A 22,558-nucleotide genomic window follows, 5' to 3' on the forward strand; every position below is an offset into this window, starting at 1 on the left:
CGGTCAACGGGCTCCGGCAACGCGCCGTTGATTGACATAGCACGGCCACCGGACTCGCTCCTCGATGCAACCCTCCAGGTTTCCTGATGTCCACCTTGTTCGCGGTTCGCTGGATCGGCGCGAGCGTGGCGTGAATATGGCTGCGCTTGTTATCGCGTTGTGTTTGATGCTGACCAGCGTACTGACGGCTCAGGCGGCGCAAAACAACACGCCGCGCCGGGTACGCAATGTACATCGGACGGAAGCGGCGGCGGTCGATGCTGATCCCCTCGATGCCACCGATGCCCGCTTCCTGCTCACCCGTACGGGCTTCGAGGCAAGCGCGAGCGAGGTCGCCCCGTATATTGGAATGACCCGCGAGCAGGCCGTTGATGCGGTACTTGCCGGCGCCCGCACTGAAGCCGCTACACCGCCGCCTGCGTGGGTGACGGAACCGATCCCATCGGTTGACGTTCGCCGTGCGTGGACGCAGGACGAACGCCGTGACGACCGGCGCGAACAAAGCCATCGCTACGATGAGTTGCGTGGCTGGTGGGTACGCGAAATGGTGACCACGCGCTCGCCGCTCACCGAACGCATGACGCTCTTCTGGCACGATCACTTTCCGTCCGGCGAAGACAAGGTTCACTATCCGCAGCTCATGTTTCGTCAGAACGCGCTGTTGCGCCGCGACGCGCTCGGCAATTTCGGCGACTTACTGCATGCAGTCTCTAAAGATCCGGCGATGCTGCAGTACCTCGATGGCGCCGGCAGCCGCAAAGGCCGTCCCAACGAAAACTTTGCGCGCGAGGTCATGGAGCTGTTCACGCTAGGCGAGGGACATTACTCGCAGCGCGACGTGACCGAAGCCGCAAGAGCCTACACCGGCTGGACGCTTGATCCGAATACACTCGCTTATCAATTCAATCCAAAAATCCACGATGACGGCGACAAGACCGTCCTCGGCCAGATGGGCGCTTTCGATGGCGATCAGGTTCTCGATATCCTTTTAGCTCAACCGGAAACGGCGACCTTCATCACGACCGAACTGTGGCGCGAGTTCATCTCCGAGACACCGGATCCGGTTCAGATCGCATCGATCGCCGAGCGTTTTCGCGCGTCGCATTACGACATCAAGACAGCGTTGCGCGGACTGTTTTTATCGGATGCGTTTTGGGACGAGCGCAACCGTGGCGTGCTCGTCAAATCGCCTGCGGAATTCGTGGTCGGCGCTGTGCGCGAGTTCGATATTGGTTATGCCGATCAGGACGCGACCGCACTCGCCGTCCAGGTGCGCAATTTCGGTGAAAATCTCTTTTATCCGCCGAACGTGAAGGGTTGGCCGGGCGGTGAAAACTGGATCAATAGCTCTACGCTGCTTGCGCGCAAGCAGTTTATCGAGCAGTTGTTTCGCGCGACCGAAGCGCATGGCATGCGTCCGGGGGCGACCGATGCGAAGACGAGCGCGATGGCATCGATGTCAGCCACAATGCCTGACATGATGACAAATGCCGCCATGAAACCTGCGGCGATGCAACGGCAGCATCCGGGCTTGCGTTTCGATCTCGATGCATGGCTCGCGGGGTACAACACGACGCCTGACGCACGCCCGGACCTGTCGACGCAATTGCAACTGCAGCGCGCGGTGCTGGCGGTTTCTCCCGCTGATGCCATTGAACCTGACGTCACCAGCAGCGCCTATCTGCGGGCCTTGCTGATGGACCCTGCGTACCAGTTGAAATAGGCGGCCCCATGAACCGACGCGACTTCCTTTCGATAACCGGCGCAGCCGGCGCCTTCGCGCTTGCGCCCTCGGCGTTTGCCGCAGCAAGCCCGCTCCCGGTCGAGATGCGTTCGAGAGGGTACGGCAATGTCCTTATCCTGGTCGAACTGAAGGGCGGCAACGACGGCCTGAACACCGTGATCCCATTCGCCGACCCGGCTTACGCCGCATTGCGCCCGGGCATTGGCATCAGGCGCGAGCAGGTCATCCAGCTTGACGAGCGCACGGGCCTTCATCCTGCCATGCAGCCATTGATGCCGCTCTGGAAAGACCGGCAACTCGCGATCGTGCAGGGTGTCAGTTATCCGCAACCGAACCTTTCGCATTTTCGATCCATCGAGATCTGGGATACCGGTTCGCGTTCCGATCAATATCTGCACGAAGGTTGGCTTACGCGCACATTTCGCGCGCAGCCCGTGCCGGCAGGATTTGCTGCCGATGCCGTGGTGATTGGCAGCGCGGAAATGGGCCCGCTCGCGAACGGCGCGCGCGCCATCGCGCTCGTGAATCCGGCGCAGTTCGAGAAGCAGGCGCGGCTTGCGACGCCGGTATCGTTGAAGGAACGCAATCCCGCGCTCGCGCATATCCTGGATGTGGAAAACGAAATCGTGAAGGCGGCCGACCGGCTGCGTCCGCGTGCCGGCCAGTTCGCGCTCAAGACGCAGTTTCCGGGCGGCGCATTCGGGACATCGATCAAGACCGCCATGCAAGTGCTGTCCGCTACCGATACTCCTGCCGGCGTGCCGCAAACGGGGCAGGGCGTCGCGGTGATCCGCCTGACGCTCAATGGTTTCGATACCCATCAGAACCAGCCGGGTCAGCAGGCGGCGCTGCTCAAGCAGTTATCGGAGGGAATGGTTGCGATGCGCTCGGCGCTGGTCGAACTGGGTCGATGGAACGAGACGCTCATCATGACCTATGCCGAGTTTGGCCGGCGGCCGCGCCAGAACCAGAGCAACGGGACGGATCACGGCACGGTTGCGCCGCATTTCGTGATGGGCGGCCGGGTGAATGGCGGCCTTCATGGTGTTGCGCCGGAATTGGCGCGGCTGGACGGTAACGGCAATCTGCCGGTCGGCGTGGATTTCAGGCAGATGTACGCGACCGTGCTGGGGCCGTGGTGGGGTATGGATTCCACCGCGGTCCTCGGGCAGAAGTTTGAGACGCTGGCTTTCCTACGAGCGTAGTTTTTTCGCTCGCGCCGGTGGACGGAGGGCGGTTTTGGGGGTAGGGGTCGGGGTCAGGGCTGGGGTGGTCGGTTTTGGGGTTCGCGGTCGGGATCAATGCCGGGTTGCTGCTTTCGGCGTTGGTGGTCTGCGAGAGTCGGATTTTCTCTTTATCACTATTAGCCACTGTGCGTGGCGGCACGTCATTTCTTTGTCCAAAGCGACAAAGAAACGAAGCAAAGAAAACGCTTTCCAACACGCTACCCTAAGTGTCCACAGCGTGCAGTTTCTATTCATAGGTGCCCCAAAAGCACGGTGCTCGCCAGAGCGAAGGATGTGTGAACCCCTCTTTCTCCGAACACCGATACCCACACGCTTCGCCACCAGTGATTGAACCTGCCCAAGGGACACCCCGCGCTATCCGCGGATAACCGCCCTCCAAATATGTATGCGCCTCGAACCTCGTAGCCAACCCTGCTGGAAACGAGGTCGCGAAGATGCGGGTGGCCGTAACCGACGAAAATAGCTGTACAGAACGCGCAGCCAATTCACAAAAACTGAAGCAGTAAACACAAACACGCAAGAAGCTGTGGCCTATGAATACGGTCGCACAGACCAGGTAGCTAAGCCGCGAAGAACCGCAGCCGTAAATACCCGTAATGCCGTGCGGGTTCCTTAGCAATTGTGCTTGCCCGAGAGCGTACGGGGCGAAGCGTGTTCGTGTCAGGATTCGCGAGAAGGAGGGGTTCAAACATCCTCCGCTCTGGCGAGCACCGTGCTTTTGGGGCACCTATGAATAGAAACTGCACGCTGTGGACACTTAGGGTAGAGCGGTTAAAGCGCTTTCTTTGCTTCGTTTCTTTGTCGCTTTGGACAAAGAAATGACGTGCCGCCACGCACAGTGGCTAATAGTGATAAAGAGAATATCCAACTCTCGCAGACCACCACGGCCGAAAGCAGCAACCCGGCAATAACTCCGACCGCTAACCCCAGAACCAACCACCCCGGCATAGACCCCGACCACTAACCCCCCAGAACCCAGCACCGACCCCACCCACCAACCCCAAACCCGCACCCCCCCGTCCACCGGCGCGAGCGAACCTATCTGACTTGCCAACTGATCCACAATTTGCGAATAGGCGTCAACGCAATCCCCTGATGAAGCACCTGAAAGTTTTCGCGTTCTATCTCATCGAACAATGCCAACGATAAAGCCGCTTGCGCACGTAGCACGCGCTGCGTCGCGCGCTCGTCCGAGGGGATCGCGGCCAGCGACTGCTTAAGCGCTTCGCGCGCGCGACCGGTCTGGAAGCGCATGAGCTCAGTGAACGCATCGCTGTATTTGCGGTTGATGAGGTCGGCCGCGGTGACATCGAAGCGCTGCAGCTCATCGATGGGAAGATAAATGCGGCCGTGGCGCGCGTCGTCACCGATTTCCGCTATGCGCTCCGCCAGCATCAATGCCGTGCCAAGCGAATTGGCCCAGCCCGCTGCATCATCAGGACGGCGTGCACTCGCGCGGGCGATGATCAACGCAAACGCGCCGCCGACGTTGTCCAGATAACGCCGCAGACCCGGCCAGTCGAGATAACGTGCCTGATCGAGGTCCATGCTGAAACCATCGACCAGATTGTCGATCAACGCACGTCCTTGCTCGTCGAGAACCGGCGTGTTCGCCTGATGCGCGACGATCGCCTTCGTCACCGGATGCACGGGCTCGCCGCCGAACAGGCTGGCCAGTTCCTTTTGCCACCAGGCGTGCTTGGTGCGGCCGATAGTCGGATCGCTGGTTTGCTTGACGGTGTCTTCCAGCTCCCGGCGCAAAGCGTAAAACGCTGTCAGGAGCGGTCGTCTGGACGAGGGTGCACGGCGCAGGGCGTAGTACGTGCTGGAGCCATCGGGCGCGGCTTTTTGCTGGCAGTAGTCGTCGAAGTTCACGGCAATGGAAGGTCATGACGGCGTGAGCCGATCAGTCCAGGCCAGAAAAAAAGCCATTGAAACTCAATGGCTCGCGCGTGTTCTGGAGACTGGACAGGTAAGGGGATGCAGCATTGTCTTTTTCGGTGCAGCACGAATCCGGCCCACTACGCCTAACTCACTGCATGCCATATTCAACCCGAATTATCCCCCGGATGGGAATGTGCTGCAAGGCGTGGCGGAACGGGCGGCCCCAACCCGTTCAGCACGATGCAATTTCAGTTAGATATCCGAAGTAAAAGTGCTTGTTACTGCGCCTGGCAAATCACATCGAATTTGAGTAGCTTGGTAGGACCGAAGGTATTGCTTATCGCAACATCGGCGGCATCGCGGCCTCGCGCCATCAACACGCGGCCCATCCGTGGGACGTTGTTGCGTGCATCGAAGGTCTGCCAGCTTCCGCCGATAAACGCCTCGAACCACGCGGCGAAATCCATCGCGGTGTAGGGCGGCGGCATACCGGCGTCGCTGATATAACCTGTGCAATAGCGGGCCGGAATGTTCATCGCGCGGCACAAAGTGACTGCCAGATGCGCGAAGTCGCGGCATACGCCCTGGCGCTCGTTATACGCTTCCCACGCGGTCTTGGTCGGCCGCGCATGCGCGTAATTGAACACGATGTGGTTATGCACGAAGTCGCAGATGGCCTGCACTCGCGGGCGTCCCAGTGGCGTATTGCCGAACATTTTCCACGCCACGTCCGAGAGCAGGTCCGTTTCGCAATAACGGCTGCCAAGCAAAAACACCAGGCATTCGTTGGGCAAGTTTTCAACGGGATGTTGCTCGCCTTCCAGCCCGGGTTTTTCGAACTCATCCGGCACCTCGAGCAACGCGGATGTCGACAGCGCTATCTGGCCCTCGGGCGCGACAATCCGGCTGCACAGGTTGCCGAAGCCATCGCGATACTGCGAGATCGGCACCGGCGGATCAACGACCAGCAGATCAGCAAGCAAGACCTGGGGCGCGAACGAGAAATGCGTGTTCAGCATGAGAAGCATGGGTGTCGGCTGCTGACACTCGTAGACCAGCTCGTAACCAACGCGGAGTTTCATGGGAGTGGCCTTTCTATGGAAGAGGACATCAGCGGTTCTCGGTCACGCTGACCTCGACATCGAGGCTGCGGAACGAGCCGGGCTCGCCGTTCCAGGTTCCCCATAGCGGGAGGGCCTGATGGTGGTCCCATGCAACCGCGACGCGGATGAGATGACGGTTGCCGATAATGCTGTTGGTCGGGTCGAAATCGACCCAGCCAGCACCGGGGAGATAAATTTGCAGCCACGCGTGCGTGGCGCCGCCACCGCGCGTCGCGTCGCGCTTGGTGTCAGGCGGGGTGTCCAGTTCAGGCACGAAGATGTAGCCGCTGACAAAGCGCGCGGCCAGACCCAGCGAGCGCACCACGTCCATCATGAACACCGCGAAGTCCCGGCAGCTGCCGCTGCGCAGGCGCAAGGTGTCGGCGGGTCGGTTCACGCCTTTTTCCGTGCGGCGGACGTACTTGAAGTCGTCGTTGATCGCCTGGTTGATCTTCCGCAGCAGCGCCATCGTCCCCATGGGTTCGCCAGCCGTGACGAAACGTTTTGCCCAGGCATCGACATCGCCGTCCGGTTCTGGCCGGTTGCGCGCGTTGACCAGGTCCGACGCTTCCTCATTCGTGTACGCAAACGGGAACGTGGCGGCGTAGCGCTCGAGCGCGTAGTCCGGCTGCGGCGTTTCGAAGTGCTCGAGCGTGACTTCGCTTTCGAACGTCAGCTCTGTTGCCTGGCTATCGAAGGTGGCGACGGCCACCGAGTTGTCGAAGATATCGTGCAGCCAGCGCAAGCGCGCCGGTTCCGGCGTGATCTTCAATTGCATGGTGACGAGGCGCAGATCGTGACTGGACCTCGGCCGGAACATCATTCTGTGTTCGCCGAAATCCACCGGTTCCGAATACCGGTAGATGCTTGTATGGCGTACGGTAAAGCGTTGGGGCTCGTTCACCTGATTACCCCGTGCAAGCGAAAACCAACAGGCAGGAGGCCGCTGGTAATCATGCTCCGCGACCCTACCGCGACTGTCGCGGCCTGATTGTTGAAAGCCATTGTGGATCCTTGATCGAGGTGGCTGGACTCTCCAGACACCGGTTTTCAGGATACACGAGACGCCTCAAGTGAAAGAATTCGTTTGCGGCTTGGCTGGCGGGCTCGTGCGGGTTTTTTCCCGCCGCAGGACCACGGCCGTCGCACGAAAGCGTCAGACGGCCACAAGAGAGGATGCGCGCAACTCGATACGCCCGATCCGCAGCCGTGCGATGAGCGCGTGCGTCAGCAGGGCCGCCTGCTGCTCGGCAATTGCTGTCGCGGAGACTGGAGCCACTGGAGCAAACCCCGACGCCGTGGCAAGCGTCAGCGCGACCAGGGCGCTGACGTCCTGACGCGCGATGGCATCGAGTAATGGCTCGATTGCGTCCTCGCGACGGGCCGTATGCGTTGTCTCGTCGTTTTTCCGATCGTCGCGCACCCGGTCTTTCGCGCGATGCACCATTTGCCGGCAATGCGCGGCGCTCCGGTTAAGGATCTTCGCGATACTCGCGTAGTCCGCCTCGAACGCTTCGCGCAGCAGGAACGCCGCCCGTTCTTCCGCCGACAGCCGATCGAGCACGCGGCGCATTCCGTACGATAAATCCGATGCCTGTTCCGCGAGTGTCTGGGCCGACGGAGCGTGATCGATGGAATCGAAACCGTCGAGATTATCGATACCGCCCGGCAATGGTGTTTCATGTTTCAGGCGCCGCAAGCGGTCGATGGCCGTCCGTTTTGCGACCGTCGCGAGCCACGCCGCGGGCGTGTCCAGCGCATTGCGTCCCGCGGCACCCGCCGTGCGCTGATGCAGATGCCATTTCACGAACGTGTCCTGTACGACGTCCTCGGCGTCCGCGCGCACGCCGAGAATCCGGTAAGCCAGCGAAAACAGCCGCGCGCGCGACGCCTCGAAGAGGGCGAGTTGCGCCGTGTCGCGATCGATATCCCTATCACCAGTCATGCGGATTCCCCTCGATTACGTGCTTTCACTCTGTATCGGCCTGACGGCTGGCGCCACGTGAATGTGACAGCCGCCGGCAAAAATATATCGCGTGAACGGGCGTCACGCACGGACGGCCTTGTGCGTCATATCGGCTGAAGGCATCCGCAGTGAGCAAAAACAAAGGAACCGCAACGATATGAACCCGCACAACCTTGGCCTCGTGCCGACCGTCATTGAACACTCCGGACGCGGCGAGCGCGCGTACGACGTCTATTCGCGGCTGCTGCGCGAACGCATCATTTTCCTGGTCGGGCCGGTGACGGACCAGACGGCGAGCCTGGTCGTCGCGCAACTGCTGTTTCTCGAAGCGGACAACCCGGAGAAGGACATCGCGTTGTACATTAATTCGCCGGGCGGTTCGGTCTACGACGGCATGGCGATTTTCGACACCATGCAGTTCATCCGGCCGGATGTGTCCACGCTTTGCACCGGATTCGCCGCGAGCATGGGCACGTTCCTGCTGACCGCGGGCGCGAAGGGCAAACGATTTGCGCTACCCAACGCGCGCATCATGATCCACCAGCCTTCGGGCGGCTCGCAGGGCACAGCGGCCGATATTGCCATCCAGGCCGAAGAGGTGCTGTACTCGCGCCGGCGCCTGAACGAGATCACGGCGGAGCGTACGGGTAAGAGCGTGGAGCAGATTGCAGTTGACACCGACCGCGATAATTTCATGTCGGCGGATCAGGCGCGGGATTACGGGTTGATCGATGAAGTGCTGACTCAGCGCGCTGCCTGAACTGGACAGAAGCGCCGGGCAGCATCGGCCCAAAAACCAGCCGCTTAAATGACGAAGCCTCGCAGTTTTCACTGCGAGGCTTCGTTTTCAGCTTGGTGCGTGAGGTCGGACTCGAACCGACACGACATTGCTGCCGTCAGGACCTAAACCTGGTGCGTCTACCAATTTCGCCACTCACGCGCGTTTGTGCGGCTAGTTTAAAGCGGGTTCGGGAGTTCGGGAGGCAGGGGAAACGTGCAATCCATGCCCAACCACTTCGTACCACCGACCGCGCTTGATCGACCTCGGGAAAGCGGATTTCCCGGCGACGCAGGTGCGTGCGTCGCGCCAAGCCCGGCATTCTAACCGAATCGATGCCCAATGTCTCCATGCGCAATATGCAAACTGAGGGACTCACGGGCAGTGCGGGCAGAACCGGACCCGATGCGAACGAAACCGAAACATCGACCATCCCGCTGCCGATAAACCTGGAAACCCCCGAACCACATTGCGTCGCACGAACGACGTGCTTACAATCGCCACTCATTCTCGTTTGCCCATCCGCGGCTGAACTTACCCTGATGAATCGCACTTCGCGCAATCGCCTCGTTGCATGGCTCGGCATGGCAGCCATGTGGCTGGCTATTGTCGCGCCGGTGATTAGCCAGACGCTGGCGTCGCGTCAGCAGGGTGTCGATCCGCAAGCAGCGATCTGTTCCGCCGATGCCCTCGCGCAGATCGTTTCATCCGCGCTTTCTTCCACACCGCATGTGGCGGTTCAAAGCAACGAACAAGCCGGTCATCATATGGCCGGCGCCGATTCGTTCGACGCATGTTCGTATTGCGGCTTGCTCGCGCACAACGTGCCGTTGGCATCGGCGCCGCCTGCCGCGTTGGTGCGGGTCGAACGCGTCACGCGCCTCGCTGCCGTGCCGGTTGCGCAAGTCGTTCACGTCAAGTCGTTCAACGCCGCGTCTCCGCGCGCGCCGCCCATCGTTTCCTGAAGTCCGTCCGTATGGATCGTCCTGGCTGTTTGCCGTGGCTATGCACGCCGTTTAAGCGCGTGTGGCCGGATGGTCTGCGTCCACTCATTCAGGAATTTCTTCGATGCTCAAGCTCTTCAAGCGAGCACGGCAGCCGTCAGGCTGCCGTGCCGCCGTGCGCTCGCGCGCGTTCACGTTTCATCAGTTTCATGGTTCCGCATTCCAACGCTATGTCTGCTTACCGCTTTCCCTGACGGCGCCGGCCTTCGTGCTTGCTGCTCCCGCCGCGACTACCTCGGAAAGCACACCCGACAACCGCGAGGCCGATGCCGTCCAACTCGCCCCGGTAGTCGTCACCGGCACTGCAGGTTCACAGGCACGCTCTCCGCTCGATCCGAACCTCCCCGCCACGACCGCAACCGTCACCGCCGATCAGTCGCAATACTGGAACGTGGTCACGCCCGAAGACGTGCTGAAGTACGTGCCGAACATGGCGGTGCGCAAGCGGTTTATCGGCGATGTGAATTCGCCTATCGCCGTGCGCGGCACGAGCAATGCGCAGACGGCGCGCGGGCTGGTGTACGCCGATGGCCTGCTGCTCAGCAATTTCCTCGGCAACACGTTCACGTTTGCGCCGCGCTGGTCGATGGTTTTCGCCGACGACATCGAGCGTACCGACGTGATCTACGGCCCGTATTCGGCGCTGTATCCCGGCAATTCGATCGGCGCAACGGTGGCCATCACCACGCGCATGCCGGAGAAATTCGAAGCCGATGCCCACGTCCAGGCGTTTAGCCAGCACTTCAATTTGTTCGGCGTGAATCGTAGTTTCAACGGCACGAATTCGTCGGCGACCATAGGCGATAAGAACGGCAACCTGTCATGGCTGATCGGTGTCGATCATCTGGAAAACACGGGCCAGCCGCTGCAATTCGCGACGCTGGCGGCGTCGGCGACACCGGCGAAGGCGACTGATCGGCCGGTGACCGGCGCGTATTTCTACAACGACCAGAACAACAACCGCACGGCGGTGCTGGGCGTGACAGCGGAAGGGATTGAGCGAACGTTCCAGGACCAGTTCAAGCTGAAGCTCGCGTATGACCTCACGCCTACTTTGCAAGCGGGCTTCACGCTCGGTTACTGGCATCAGAAATACAACAGCGACACCCAGTCATTTCTCCGCGATGCCGCCGGCAATCCGGTCTATAGCGGCCTCGTGAATATTGGCGGCTACGAATACAACGTGCCGGCCGCCACGTTTGCGCCGAGCCAGGGTGTGAGCGAGAACTTCCTCTATGGGCTGTCGCTGAAAACGCGCAACGCGACTGGCTGGAATGCGGAAGCTATAGCGTCGTATTTCGATATCACGCAGAGCATTGCGCGCACGGCGAACTCAGGCGTACCGGGCAACGGCGCAGGCACGATCGCATTCGGCGACGGCACCGGCTGGAAAACGCTCGACCTGCGTACGACGTGGACGCCGTCCACGCCCACCGCCGGTCTGGGCGCGCACTGGCTGTCGTTCGGCTATCACTACGACAACTATTTCCTCGATAACGAAACCTACAACACCCCCGCCTGGCGCGACGGCGGTGGGACCTCGTTTGCTAATGCGTTCGGCGGGCGCACCGAGACGCAAGCCGTGTACGCGCAAGACGCGTGGCGGTTCCTGCCGCGCTGGAAATTCACCTACGGCGCGCGCTACGAGAACTGGAACGCGTACGACGGCACGCGAGCGGTTGGCGCGACCTCGCTGAATTACGCGGAAGTCAGCCAGAGCCATTGGTCACCAAAAGCCTCACTGTCCTTCGATGTCACCCAAGACCTGTTGCTGCGCGCATCGATAGGACGGGCTTACCGCTTCCCAACCGTCGGCGAGTTGTTTCAAGGGCAGATCACGGGTTTGTCGATCATAAATAACAACCCGAACCTGAAGCCGGAAGACGATCTCTCGAAGGAACTGACGGCCGAGTGGCAACACGGTAATGGCGTGTATCGCTTCACGCTGTTCCAGGACGATGTGAAAAACACGCTATTCAGCCAGACCAATACCACCGTGATTCCGAACATCACGAATTTTCAGAATATCGACAAGGTGCGTTCGCGCGGTGTGGAAGCTAGCTACGAAGGGCAGGACGTCTTGATTCGCGGCCTGGACCTGACGGCGGGGCTGGCCTACACGCAATCGAAGATCATCGCGAACAGCGGCAATCCGGCGTCAGTGGGCAAGTACTTCTATCGCATTCCGTTGTGGCGCGCGAACGTGGCCGCCACCTGGCGCGCGACCCGCCAGAGCGCCGTGACGGTCGCGGCGCGTTATTCGGGCCGCGAATACAACACGCTCACCAACACCGATACGAACCCGAACACCTACGGCGGCACGAGCACGTACACGGTCGTCGACGCCAAATTCACCTTCCGTCCGACGAAGCGAACCGAGCTCGGCATCGGCGTGGATAACCTCTTCGATCACCGTTATTACGTGTTCCATCCGTACGCGGGACGGACGGTTTATGTCGAAGGCCGCATCGGGATCTGACGGTCGTTTCGAGTCCCTTGGATCAGCAGTCAACTTATAGAAGGACACCTCATATGCAATCTGCTTCTCTCTCTGACGCACGCGTAGCCGCGCGGCATCGGTTGTTATGGCGCTGGCATTTCTATGCCGGCTTGTTTGTCATGCCGCTGCTGCTGGTGCTCGCGATCACCGGCACGCTGTACTGCTTTCAGCCGCAGATCGAGCCGCTGCTGTATCACGACCGGATGATCGTCGATGCCCGCACCCAGCCGCGTCTGAGCCAGCAGGTGTTGCTCGCGAAAGCGACCGTTGCCGAACCACGCGATGCCGTGCCGACCACCGCTGTCATCAATACCGATCCTCGCCGCAGCGCGGAATTCGTGTTCCGGCTGCGATCGGGATTGAGTGAAAGCGTTTATCTCAATCCCTACACGGGCGATGTGCTGGGCAGGCTGAGCGTCGAGAACCGCTTGATGAAGCAGATTCGCAATCTGCATCGCGGATTGATGCTGGGCAAGACCGGCGAAATCCTGATGGAACTGGCGGCGTGCTGGACGCTGGTGATGATTGGAACCGGCATTGCCTTGTGGTGGCCGAAGGCGCGTCAGGCGGGCGGCCGGTTCGTGCCGCGGTTGTCGTCGTCGAAAGGCCGTGTTTGGTGGCGTGAATTGCATGCCGTCGGCGGTGCGTGGCTCGCGCTCGGTGCGCTGTTTTTCGTGCTCAGCGGCTTGCCGTGGTCGAGCACATGGGGCAAGCAATTCAAGGCGTTGGCGACCTCCGCGCAACTCGGTTATCCGCAAGGGGCGTGGGGCCGCGCGCATGTGCATTCCGCGAAGCCCGCGATGGACATGGCCGATCCGTCGATGGCCGGCATGAAGATGGACGATCTGCCGTTGCCGCAGACGCCGTGGGCAGTGGGCGATACGCATGTTCCGCAGAGCACCGCCGATGCTATGGACGGCACTATCCCGCTCGACAAGGTCATCGCACTCGCGGCACAAGCAGGCGTCACGGATGGTTACGACATCGCGTTGCCAACAACCGCCGAGGGCGTGTACACGGTGTCGTACTTTCCCGCCGATCCGCAGGATGAACGTACGTTGCATATCGATAGATACAGCGGCCAGATTCTCTCGGACATTGCGTATCGCGATTACGGGCGCGTGGCGCAATGGATTTCGTACGGCACGTCGCTGCACATGGGTCGCTATTTCGGCGTGGCGAACCAGATTCTTTCGTCGGCGATCTCGCTCGGACTGGCGGCCATGTCGATCAGCGGTTTTGTGATGTGGCGCAAACGCAAGCCGGGCAGGGCGATCGGCGCGCCGTCTCGACCGGTACTCCATTCGCCGATGCGCGCATGGGTCGGCGGTCTGACTGCCCTCGGCATCGTCTTCCCGATGATGGGCCTGACGATGCTGATTGTGTGGATATCGGACCGCTTGCTGTTCAGTCCTCGCAAAGTTGCCGACACGCGATGAGCGGAGTCAGTGAGCGATCTAACGGCCAGCGTGTCGCTGGCTGTTAGATCATTGCATTACGCATTTATTTCGAACCGAACTTCAACCGCGCAAGTTGTTCAGCTTCGTTCGCCAGCAGCGTGGCGGCGTCACGGATCGCGACCTCCAGCGTGATCGGCCCGGGTGCAGGCGAAAAACACCCGCTGAAATGCTCGGACAAACGCGGCAGGGCCGCCGGATCGATAGCGCCGGACAGCAGCGACGCTTCCACACCGTGCGCGCGAGCGTGCTGACACGCGATAAATGGCGCCTTGCCGTGCAGCGTCTGGACGTCCGAGCGTCCCTCACCCGTGATCAGCCAGTCCGCGCCATCGAGCGCTGCATCCAGCCCCACTTTTCGCGCGACCACTTCCGCGCCGGCCTCGAAGCGCGCGCCCAGCATATGCAGCGCAAAACCGAGACCGCCTGCCGCGCCGGCGCCGGGTTTATCCCGCCCGGTGCGTTGCAGCGCCGGTTCGAGTAGATCGGCGAAATGGCCGAGCGCTGCATCGATCGTGGCGATCTGGTCGGGCGTCACGCCCTTTTGGGGCCCGAAAATCGCTGTCGCACCATGCTCGCCGGTGAGCGGATTGTCCACGTCGGACATACCTGTGAATTCGGCGTCGCGCACGCGCGGATCGAGCCCCGTCGCGTCGATGCGCGCGATTCGCGCAAGCTGCGAAGGAACCGGGTCGAGCGATTTGCCGTCTGCATCGAAGAGTTTCAGGCCGAGGCCCACCAGCAGTCCCGCGCCGCCATCGTTCGTGCTGCTGCCGCCCAGCGCCACATAGAACTTGCGCGCACCGAGATCGAGCAGCGTGCGGATCGCTTCGCCCATGCCGAGCGTGCTGCGCTCGGTGACCGGCACGGCCATGCCGTCGGGGTCTGTAATCCCCACGACTTCCGCTGTTTCCACGATCGCGCTGCCGTCCGCCAGCAAACCTGTCGCGGCATCGCGGCGCTTTGCCGCCGCGCCTCGCACGTCGATCAGGCGCCGCTCGCCGCCCGCCGCGAGCATGGCGTCGAGCGTGCCTTCGCCGCCGTCGGCCATCGGCACGATGCGGATGACGGCGTCGCTGCGCGCGCGCCGGATACCGCTCGCAATCGCGTCGGCGACCTGTTCCGCGCTAAGCGAACCCTTGAAAGAATCCGGGGCGATGACTACAACGGGAGAACGGGAAGAGGTGGAAAAACCGGCGGGCTGAGTGTTCGGCATGATGTCTCGAGTTATGAATTTGCTTGAAATCTAGCGACACGGCCCGAATTAATCAAACCTTATGCGTGTACGGCATGCTTTCGATGCGCTCAGGCAATGCAACCCGGGCCGTAATGGACTGCAACGGGCCGCACGCGCGTTCGGAAATGCGCCGGCTGCGGCGGCAACGGAGCGGCATCACGGTGATCGATGAACCGTAAAACCCGCACCAAAACCGCGAAAACGGGCCGGATTTGCCGGTGAATTTGCCGATATTTGGCAGAGCGGACCCTCATCCGCCACGACCCTTGCAAATAGTTTGGTAAAATGTTTGGCTCGGTTGACTCAAACCGGCGCGTACGGCTTCCTGTCACGGCTTGGCGGATCTACGGTATTGAGCTTTGGCCATTTGGCAATAGGCTCAGTCAGGCTGCTTGCATTGTTCAGGAACCAATAGGCGCCGTGCGCCTATCGTGGTGCGAGATCGAACCAGAACTGACCAGACACACGAACCCGAATACTCGATTTACTCTAGGACGATAGAAGCCATGGCTAACGTTGTTGAAAACCTCGGCAAGCTCGAACGCCGTGTGACGATTTCCCTGCCGAAAGATACGGTGCAAAAGGAAGTGGATTCGCGTATCCGTCAGCTGGCGAAAAACGTGCGCATGCCGGGTTTCCGCCCGGGCAAGGTGCCGCTCAAGATGGTGACGCAGCAGTACCAGGGCCAGGTTGAAGCTGAAGTGCTGAGCGACAAGGTAGGCAAGGAATTCTTCGACGTCACGCGCACCGAAAACCTGCGTGTGGCTGGCCAGCCGAGCTTTGCGCCCAAGGGCGGCGAAGTAGCGGAAGAAGCGGCCGATTACGCATTCGACGCAACCTTCGAGGTGTACCCGGAAGTCAAGGTCGGCGACGTGGCAACGGCTGAAATCGAACGCACGGTCACGACCATCTCGGAAGCGGAAATCGACCGCACGCTGGAAATCCTGCGCAAGCAGCGCGTTCACTACCACGCACGCGGCGAAGGCGGCGAGCACGGTGACGGCGGCGCGGATACGGCAGCTAAAGACGGCGACCGCGTGACCATGGACTTCGTCGGCAAGCTCGAGGGCGTGCTGTTCGAAGGCGGCAGCGCTGAAGACTTCACGTTCGTGCTGGGCGAAGGCCGCATGTTGCCGGAATTCGAAACGGCGGCGCTCGGCCTGAAGGTCGGCGAGTCGAAGGAATTCGACCTCAAGTTCCCCGAGGACTATCACGGCAAGGACGTGGCCGGCAAAACGGCCCAGTTCACCATCACGATGAAGAAGATCGAATGGGCGCACCTGCCGGAAATCGATACCGACTTCGCGAAATCGCTGGGCGTGGAAGACGGCGACACGACCAAGATGCGCGGTGAGATCAAAGACAATCTGGAACGCGAAGCCAAGCGCCGCACGCAGCAGATCGTGAAGAACCAGGTCATGGACGCGCTGCTGAAAATCTCCGAACTCGACGTGCCGAAGGCGCTGGTCGAGCAGGACCAGCAACGTCTGGTGGAAATGGCGCGTCAGGATCTGCAACAACGCGGTGTGCCGAACGCAGCGGACGCTCCCATCCCCGCAGAAATGTTCGCGGAACAAGCTGAACGCCGGGTCAAGCTGGGCCTGGTTCTGGCCGAACTGGTCAAGGCCAACGACCTGCAGGCGAAGCCGGAACAGATCCGCGCGGAAGTCGACGAATTCGCGAAAAGCTACGAGGACCCGAAGGAAGTCGTCCGCTGGTATTATTCGAATCAGCAGCGCCTCGCCGAAATGGAAGCGTATGTTGTGGAAAGCAACGTCGTTGACTTCGTGCTCGGCAAGGCCCGAGTGAACGACAAGGAAGTAAGCTTCGAAGAATTGGCCAGCGCGACGGCGCAAGCGTAAGCAGCGTCGACAGGGCGTGCAGGGCCGTCGAGGTGACGGGCCGGCACGCCTTTTTTGTATTTCGATTGCATTGGCGTTGTTGATGCAGGTGCTGATGCCGGTTACCCAGTTGTGCCGTTTTTCGGATGTTCCTTTGTCGTTCAGTATCCCTATTCCGAACAAGGAAATTGCATGACCTTTCGCGCTCAATTACTGGACACGCTCGCGTCGAACGCGCCGCATGATTTCGAAACCAAGGCGCTCGGTCTGGTGCCCATGGTTGTGGAAACGAGCGGCCGCGGCGAACGTGCCTATGACATCTATTCGCGCCTGTTGAAAGAGCGCCTGGTGTTCCTGGTCGGCGAAGTGAATGACCAGACGGCCAACCTGGTGGTCGCGCAGTTGCTGTTCCTCGAAAGCGAAAACCCCGACAAGGACATCAGCCTGTACATCAACAGCCCGGGTGGCTCGGTGTCGGCTGGCATGGCCATTTACGACACCATGCAGTTCGTGAAACCGGATGTCGCCACGTTGTGCATGGGACTGGCCGCGAGCATGGGTGCTTTCCTGCTGGCAGCGGGCGCCAAGGGCAAGCGCGTTGCGCTGCCCAACTCGCGCGTGATGATTCACCAGCCGCTCGGCGGCGCGCGCGGGCAGGCGTCGGATATCGAAATTCAGGCACGGGAAATCCTGTACCTGAAGGAACGCCTGAACCAGTTGCTCGCGCACCATACGGGTCAGCCGGCAGAACGTCTCGCACGTGACACCGACCGGGACAATTTCATGTCCGGCGACGACGCGCAGGCGTACGGTATCGTCGATCAGGTTCTTCACAAGCGCCCCTGAACGGGCGTCCGTGATCAGCGCCGGTCGTTGGGGAATAACGGGCCGGCTGTTCCGTTTTTGTCCATACGGACGTTGCGGTTTCGAGCCAGGCCGCCAGCGGCGGCGCGGGGGATTCCAGCCGCGCCCGGCTGGAGCCAACGCGGAAAACGGCGTCAAAGCACACGCCACACACGCTTTCAACCTGCGCACATGCCATTTCTGCGTAGGTGAATTGAGCGGCGTATTATGTAATCGAGTGTCCGGAGGCTCGCACATCCATGGCGGACAAAAAAGGTTCTAACAGCGAAAAGCTGTTGTATTGCTCGTTCTGCGGCAAGAGCCAGCACGAGGTCAAGAAGTTGATTGCAGGTCCTTCCGTGTTCATCTGTGATGAATGCATCGACTTGTGCAATGAAATTATCCGCGACGAAGCTGCCGGCGCGGCGGAAGAGGCTGGCCTGACGAAGTCGGACCTGCCGAGTCCGCAAGAGATCAGCGAGATCCTGAACCAGTACGTGATCGGTCAGGAACGCGCGAAGCGGATTCTTGCAGTGGCGGTTTATAACCACTACAAGCGTCTTAAGCATCTCGAGAAGAAAGACGATATCGAGTTGTCAAAGAGCAATATTTTGCTGATCGGACCCACGGGTTCGGGCAAGACCTTGCTCGCGCAAACGCTCGCGCGCATGTTGAACGTCCCGTTCGTGATTGCAGACGCAACCACGCTGACGGAAGCCGGCTATGTTGGCGAAGACGTTGAAAACATTATTCAGAAGCTGCTGCAGAACTGTAACTACGAAGTCGACAAGGCCCAGCGTGGCATTGTCTACATCGACGAAATTGACAAGATCAGCCGCAAGTCGGATAACCCGTCCATCACGCGCGACGTGTCGGGCGAGGGCGTCCAGCAAGCGCTGCTGAAGCTGGTCGAAGGTACGATGGCTTCGGTGCCCCCGCAAGGCGGCCGGAAGCACCCGAACCAGGACTTCATCCAGGTCGACACCACCAACATTCTGTTCATTTGCGGCGGCGCGTTCGACGGCCTTGAAAAGGTCATCATCGATCGTACGGAAAAGACCGGCATCGGTTTTGGCGCAAGCGTGAAGAGCAAGGTGGATCGCGACGCGGGTGAAGTGCTGCGCGAAGTGGAACCGGAAGACCTGATCAAGTTCGGTTTGATTCCCGAACTGATAGGCCGTCTGCCCGTGGTGGCGACGCTCGGCAAGCTGGATGAAGACGCGCTGATCAAGATCTTGACCGAGCCGAAGAATGCGCTGGTGAAGCAGTATCACAAGCTGTTCAACATGGAACGTGTCGACCTGGAGATTCGTCCGGGCGCGCTGAAGGCTATCGCGTTGAAGGCAATCCGTCGCAAGACGGGTGCGCGTGGTCTGCGGTCCATTCTGGAACAAGCGTTGCTGGACGTGATGTACGAGTTGCCGGCAATGAAGGGTGTGAGCAAGGTTATCGTGGATGACAATACAATCGATGGCGACGGCAAGCCGCTTTTGATCTACGAAGACACGCCGAAGGTAGCAGGTTCTAACTGAGTTGGGCTGTGTGTCGGCGAAAAGCCGTTCATGGCAACGTGAACGGCTTTTTGTTTATTTTTCGGATATCTTGTGGACGTTACTGACACGTTACTGAGGCGAATTTTTTCGATTCATTGATCTTTTCCCACACGCTTAAGGCTTGCAATCCATTTTGACGGCCTTATTTACGACTGAACTGATTCCACTACTGGGGAAATGAAAATGTCAGGAACCCAACTCCTCCCGCAGGAACGCATTACTCTCCCGTTGCTCCCGCTGCGTGACGTAGTCGTTTTCCCGCACATGGTGATTCCGCTTTTTGTCGGACGACCCAAATCGATCAAGGCACTCGAAGCCGCGATGGAAGGGGGCAAGCACATCATGCTTGTCGCCCAGAAGACCGCTGCGAAAGACGAGCCGACCGAAAAAGACATGTACGAAGTGGGATGTATCGCAAACATCCTGCAAATGCTGAAGCTGCCGGACGGTACCGTGAAGGTGCTGGTCGAAGGCTTGCAGCGTGCCAAGACGCTCACGATCGAAGAACAGGAAACACAGTTTTCCTGCGACGTGATGCCGCTCGAACCCGACCACGCCGACAGCGCTGAAACTGAAGCGCTGCGCCGCGCGATTGTGTCGCAGTTCGATCAGTACGTGAAACTCAACAAGAAGATCCCGCCTGAGATACTGACGTCGCTGTCGGGTATCGACGAAGCGGGTCGCCTGGCTGACACCATCGCCGCGCATTTGCCGCTGAAGCTCGACCAGAAGCAACACATTCTCGAGATGTTTCCGGTTGTGGAACGCCTTGAGCATCTGCTTGCCCAGCTCGAAGCCGAGATCGACATTCTTCAGGTCGAAAAGCGCATTCGTGGACGCGTGAAGCGTCAGATGGAAAAGAGCCAGCGCGAGTATTACCTGAACGAACAGGTCAAGGCGATCCAGAAGGAATTGGGCGAAGGCGAGGAAGGTGCGGATCTCGAAGAACTCGAGAAGCGCATCACCAACGCACGCATGCCCAAGGAAGCCAAGAAGAAGGCTGACGCCGAGCTGAAGAAGCTCAAGCTGATGTCGCCTATGTCGGCTGAAGCCACCGTCGTGCGCAACTACATCGACACGCTGATCGGCCTGCCGTGGCGCAAGAAGAGCAAGGTCAACAATGACCTCTCGAATGCGGAACGGGTGCTCGACGAAGATCACTTCGGCCTCGAGAAGGTCAAGGAACGGATCCTTGAGTATCTTGCGGTCCAACAACGGGTCGAAAAGGTCAAGGCGCCTATCCTGTGCCTCGTCGGGCCTCCGGGCGTCGGCAAGACCTCGCTGGGCCAGTCGATTGCCCGCGCGACGAACCGCAAGTTCGTGCGCATGGCGCTCGGCGGCGTGCATGACGAGTCCGAGATTCGCGGTCACCGTCGCACGTACATTGGGTCGATGCCCGGCAAGATCTTGCAGAGCCTGTCGAAGATCGGCGTGCGCAATCCGCTTTTCCTGCTCGACGAAGTCGACAAGATGGGCATGGATTTCCGCGGCGACCCGGCGTCTGCTTTGCTTGAAGTGCTCGATCCGGAACAGAACCATACATTCGCCGATCACTACATCGAAGTCGATTTCGACTTGTCGGACGTGATGTTCGTGGCGACGTCGAACTCGCTGAACATTCCGCCGCCGTTGCTCGACCGGATGGAAGTGATTCGCCTCTCGGGTTACACCGAGGACGAGAAGATCAACATCGCGCAGAAGTACTTGTTGCCAAAGCAGATCCGCAACAACGGCCTCAAGGCTGGCGAGATGGATCTCACCGAGGAAGCGATCCGCGACATCATTCGTTACTACACGCGTGAAGCCGGTGTTCGGTCGCTCGAGCGCGAAATGTCGAAGATCTGCCGCAAGGTCGTGAAGATGCTTCTGCTGAAGAAGGCAGAAGGCGCGGTCCGGATCGACGGCAGCAACATCGACTCGTTCCTCGGCGTGCGCAAGACCGATTTCGGTCTGGCCGCGAAGGAGAACCAGGTCGGTCAGGTGACGGGTCTCGCGTGGACGGAAGTGGGCGGCGACTTGCTGACCATCGAAGCCGCTGTGATGCCGGGCAAGGGCAACATCATCCGCACGGGTTCGCTCGGCGACGTGATGAAGGAGTCGGTCGAGGCAGCGCGTTCAGTGGTGCGTTCGCGGTCGCGTCGTCTGGGTGTATCGGACGAGGCGTTCGAGAAGAAGGACATCCACATCCACGTGCCCGAAGGCGCGACGCCTAAGGACGGTCCGTCTGCCGGTATCGCAATGACTACAGCGCTGGTGTCCGTATTGACCGGTATTCCGGTTCGTGCAGACGTGGCAATGACCGGCGAAATCACGTTGCGTGGCGAAGTGTTGCCTATCGGCGGATTGAAGGAGAAGTTGCTGGCGGCGCATCGCGGCGGCATCAAGCTCGTGCTGATCCCGGAAGAGAACACGAAGGATCTGGCCGAGATTCCGGACAACGTGAAGAACTCGATCGAAATCGTTCCAGTTCGCTGGATCGACAAGGTCCTTGAGCTCGCGCTCGAACGTGTTCCAGCAGCGCTGCCGGAAGAAGAAGCCAAGCCGGCAACGCCCGCTGTTGCGGAAAAGAAGGACACGCCAGCAGCTGGTGAGTTCGTGAAGCATTAAACGCCCGTCGAGGCGCGGCCCGAAGCGGTCGCGCCGAGCCGGCGAACCAAAACCCCGCGAGGTCAGTGTGAACTGACCTCGCGGGGTTTTTTATTGACCGGTCCGCCCTGCGCTTTAGCGCGCCAGAGTTCCAGCGGAGGCCCGCTAATCAGGCTCAATCCCGGTTGACACCTGTCTTTCGGCTACTTCTAATGACCGCCGCACCTGGGTTTCCGGGGCCCGTGCTAAAGCAGCCTGTCGTGAACGTACTCTTTGCAGCATCGCCCATCCACAAACCATTATTCGGGGGATCACACAATGAACAAGACGGACCTGATCGACCATATTGCGCAACAAGCCGATATCTCCAAAGCGGCGGCCGGCCGCGCGCTCGAAGCCTTGATCGGCGGGGTCAAGACGACCCTGAAGAAGGGCGGCTCGGTGACGCTGGTCGGCTTTGGCACCTTTGCCGTGGGCAAGCGGACGGCGCGCATCGGCCGTAATCCCCGAACCGGCGATGAGATCAAGATCAAAGCGGCGAAGGTTCCGAAATTTCGCCCTGGCAAAGCGCTAAAAGATGCGCTAAACTAGCGGACTCGCTGGATACGGGCCGGTTTGAAACGGTTTCAAGTCTGGCGGAGCGGATCACACACTTTGCATAATGGGTGTGAAGATCGCTTGAGAAGGATCGCATAAGAAGATCGAGAAACGGGGTGCTTAGCTCAGTTGGTAGAGCGGCGCCCTTACAAGGCGTAGGTCGGCGGTTCGAGCCCGTCAGCACCCACCACCGTTTCGCAAGTAAGATCGAAGTAGTC

16 protein-coding genes and 2 tRNA genes are annotated in these 22,558 nt (G+C 60.2%); 12 read left to right on the forward strand and 6 right to left on the reverse strand.

Annotated features, from left to right (window positions below; genetic code table 11):
- Positions 1-136: 136 nt before the first annotated feature.
- Together ACSQ8V_RS08760 and ACSQ8V_RS08765 are read left to right on the forward strand one after the other, a co-directional pair.
- On the forward strand, positions 137-1,723 hold the full coding sequence (locus ACSQ8V_RS08760; RefSeq protein ID WP_436206623.1) for a DUF1800 domain-containing protein: 1,587 nt from the start codon (positions 137-139) through the stop codon (positions 1,721-1,723).
- 8 nt (positions 1,724-1,731) lie between these two features.
- Positions 1,732-2,949, forward strand: a complete 1,218-nt coding sequence (locus ACSQ8V_RS08765) for a DUF1501 domain-containing protein (RefSeq protein ID WP_436205458.1) — start codon at positions 1,732-1,734, stop codon at positions 2,947-2,949.
- A gap of 1,080 nt (positions 2,950-4,029) precedes the next feature.
- Here the strand turns inward: ACSQ8V_RS08765 and ACSQ8V_RS08770 are convergent.
- The 4 genes from ACSQ8V_RS08770 to ACSQ8V_RS08785 form a co-directional block, all read right to left on the reverse strand.
- Entirely contained in the window at positions 4,030-4,866 is an 837-nt protein-coding gene (locus ACSQ8V_RS08770) for a squalene/phytoene synthase family protein (RefSeq protein WP_436205459.1), read from the reverse strand.
- 287 nt (positions 4,867-5,153) lie between these two features.
- Positions 5,154-5,957 carry a transglutaminase-like domain-containing protein gene (locus tag ACSQ8V_RS08775; protein WP_213763977.1) on the reverse strand — a complete coding sequence of 268 codons (804 nt, stop codon included), beginning with the start codon at positions 5,955-5,957 and terminating at the stop codon, positions 5,154-5,156.
- Between the two features lie 28 nt (positions 5,958-5,985).
- Complete coding sequence (locus ACSQ8V_RS08780; protein ID WP_213763976.1) at positions 5,986-6,882, reverse strand: transglutaminase family protein; 897 nt, start codon at positions 6,880-6,882, stop codon at positions 5,986-5,988.
- Positions 6,883-7,134: 252 nt separating this feature from the next.
- The gene (locus tag ACSQ8V_RS08785) at positions 7,135-7,923 is read right to left on the reverse strand and encodes a sigma-70 family RNA polymerase sigma factor (RefSeq protein ID WP_436205460.1); all 789 of its coding nucleotides are present in this window, start codon (positions 7,921-7,923) and stop codon (positions 7,135-7,137) included.
- Between the two features lie 178 nt (positions 7,924-8,101).
- Here ACSQ8V_RS08785 and clpP (ACSQ8V_RS08790) point away from each other — a divergent pair, with 178 nt between their 5' ends.
- Positions 8,102-8,704 (forward strand): ATP-dependent Clp endopeptidase proteolytic subunit ClpP, encoded by a 603-nt coding sequence (gene clpP, locus ACSQ8V_RS08790; protein ID WP_436205461.1) that lies wholly within the window; start codon positions 8,102-8,104, stop codon positions 8,702-8,704.
- Between the two features lie 93 nt (positions 8,705-8,797).
- Here clpP (ACSQ8V_RS08790) and ACSQ8V_RS08795 read toward each other — a convergent pair.
- Positions 8,798-8,884: transfer RNA gene (locus ACSQ8V_RS08795), tRNA-Leu, on the reverse strand.
- A 380-nt stretch (positions 8,885-9,264) separates the two neighbouring features.
- Here ACSQ8V_RS08795 and ACSQ8V_RS08800 point away from each other — a divergent pair.
- The 3 genes from ACSQ8V_RS08800 (at position 9,265) to ACSQ8V_RS08810 (ending at position 13,665) form a co-directional block, all read left to right on the forward strand.
- Complete coding sequence (locus tag ACSQ8V_RS08800; protein WP_436205462.1) at positions 9,265-9,687, forward strand: DUF2946 domain-containing protein; 423 nt, start codon at positions 9,265-9,267, stop codon at positions 9,685-9,687.
- Positions 9,688-9,790: 103 nt separating this feature from the next.
- On the forward strand, positions 9,791-12,205 hold the full coding sequence (locus tag ACSQ8V_RS08805; protein WP_436205463.1) for a TonB-dependent receptor: 2,415 nt from the start codon (positions 9,791-9,793) through the stop codon (positions 12,203-12,205).
- Between the two features lie 53 nt (positions 12,206-12,258).
- Positions 12,259-13,665, forward strand: coding sequence for a PepSY-associated TM helix domain-containing protein (locus ACSQ8V_RS08810; RefSeq protein ID WP_436205464.1), 1,407 nt, complete (start codon positions 12,259-12,261; stop codon positions 13,663-13,665).
- Between the two features lie 64 nt (positions 13,666-13,729).
- Here the strand turns inward: ACSQ8V_RS08810 and ACSQ8V_RS08815 are convergent, their stop codons facing one another.
- Entirely contained in the window at positions 13,730-14,899 is a 1,170-nt protein-coding gene (locus ACSQ8V_RS08815; protein WP_436205465.1) for a glycerate kinase, read from the reverse strand.
- 527 nt (positions 14,900-15,426) lie between these two features.
- Between ACSQ8V_RS08815 and tig the strand changes: the two genes are divergently transcribed.
- The 6 genes from tig to ACSQ8V_RS08845 all read left to right on the forward strand — a co-directional run bounded on the left by tig (position 15,427) and on the right by ACSQ8V_RS08845 (position 22,530).
- Positions 15,427-16,782: a trigger factor gene (tig, locus tag ACSQ8V_RS08820; protein ID WP_213763969.1), complete on the forward strand. Its 1,356-nt coding sequence runs from the start codon at positions 15,427-15,429 to the stop codon at positions 16,780-16,782.
- Positions 16,783-16,953: 171 nt separating this feature from the next.
- Positions 16,954-17,607, forward strand: coding sequence for an ATP-dependent Clp endopeptidase proteolytic subunit ClpP (clpP, locus tag ACSQ8V_RS08825; protein WP_089159576.1), 654 nt, complete (start codon positions 16,954-16,956; stop codon positions 17,605-17,607).
- 257 nt (positions 17,608-17,864) lie between these two features.
- Positions 17,865-19,136, forward strand: a complete 1,272-nt coding sequence (gene clpX / locus ACSQ8V_RS08830; protein ID WP_031359732.1) for an ATP-dependent Clp protease ATP-binding subunit ClpX — start codon at positions 17,865-17,867, stop codon at positions 19,134-19,136.
- A gap of 204 nt (positions 19,137-19,340) precedes the next feature.
- Positions 19,341-21,764 (forward strand): endopeptidase La, encoded by a 2,424-nt coding sequence (gene lon, locus ACSQ8V_RS08835; RefSeq protein ID WP_213763968.1) that lies wholly within the window; start codon positions 19,341-19,343, stop codon positions 21,762-21,764.
- A 297-nt stretch (positions 21,765-22,061) separates the two neighbouring features.
- Positions 22,062-22,334, forward strand: a complete 273-nt coding sequence (locus ACSQ8V_RS08840) for an HU family DNA-binding protein (protein WP_213763967.1) — start codon at positions 22,062-22,064, stop codon at positions 22,332-22,334.
- Between the two features lie 120 nt (positions 22,335-22,454).
- Positions 22,455-22,530: transfer RNA gene (locus ACSQ8V_RS08845), tRNA-Val, on the forward strand.
- The last annotated feature ends 28 nt before the right edge of the window (positions 22,531-22,558 follow it).

The organism is Caballeronia sp. LjRoot31, assembly GCF_964253885.1.
GTDB lineage: Bacteria > Pseudomonadota > Gammaproteobacteria > Burkholderiales > Burkholderiaceae > Caballeronia.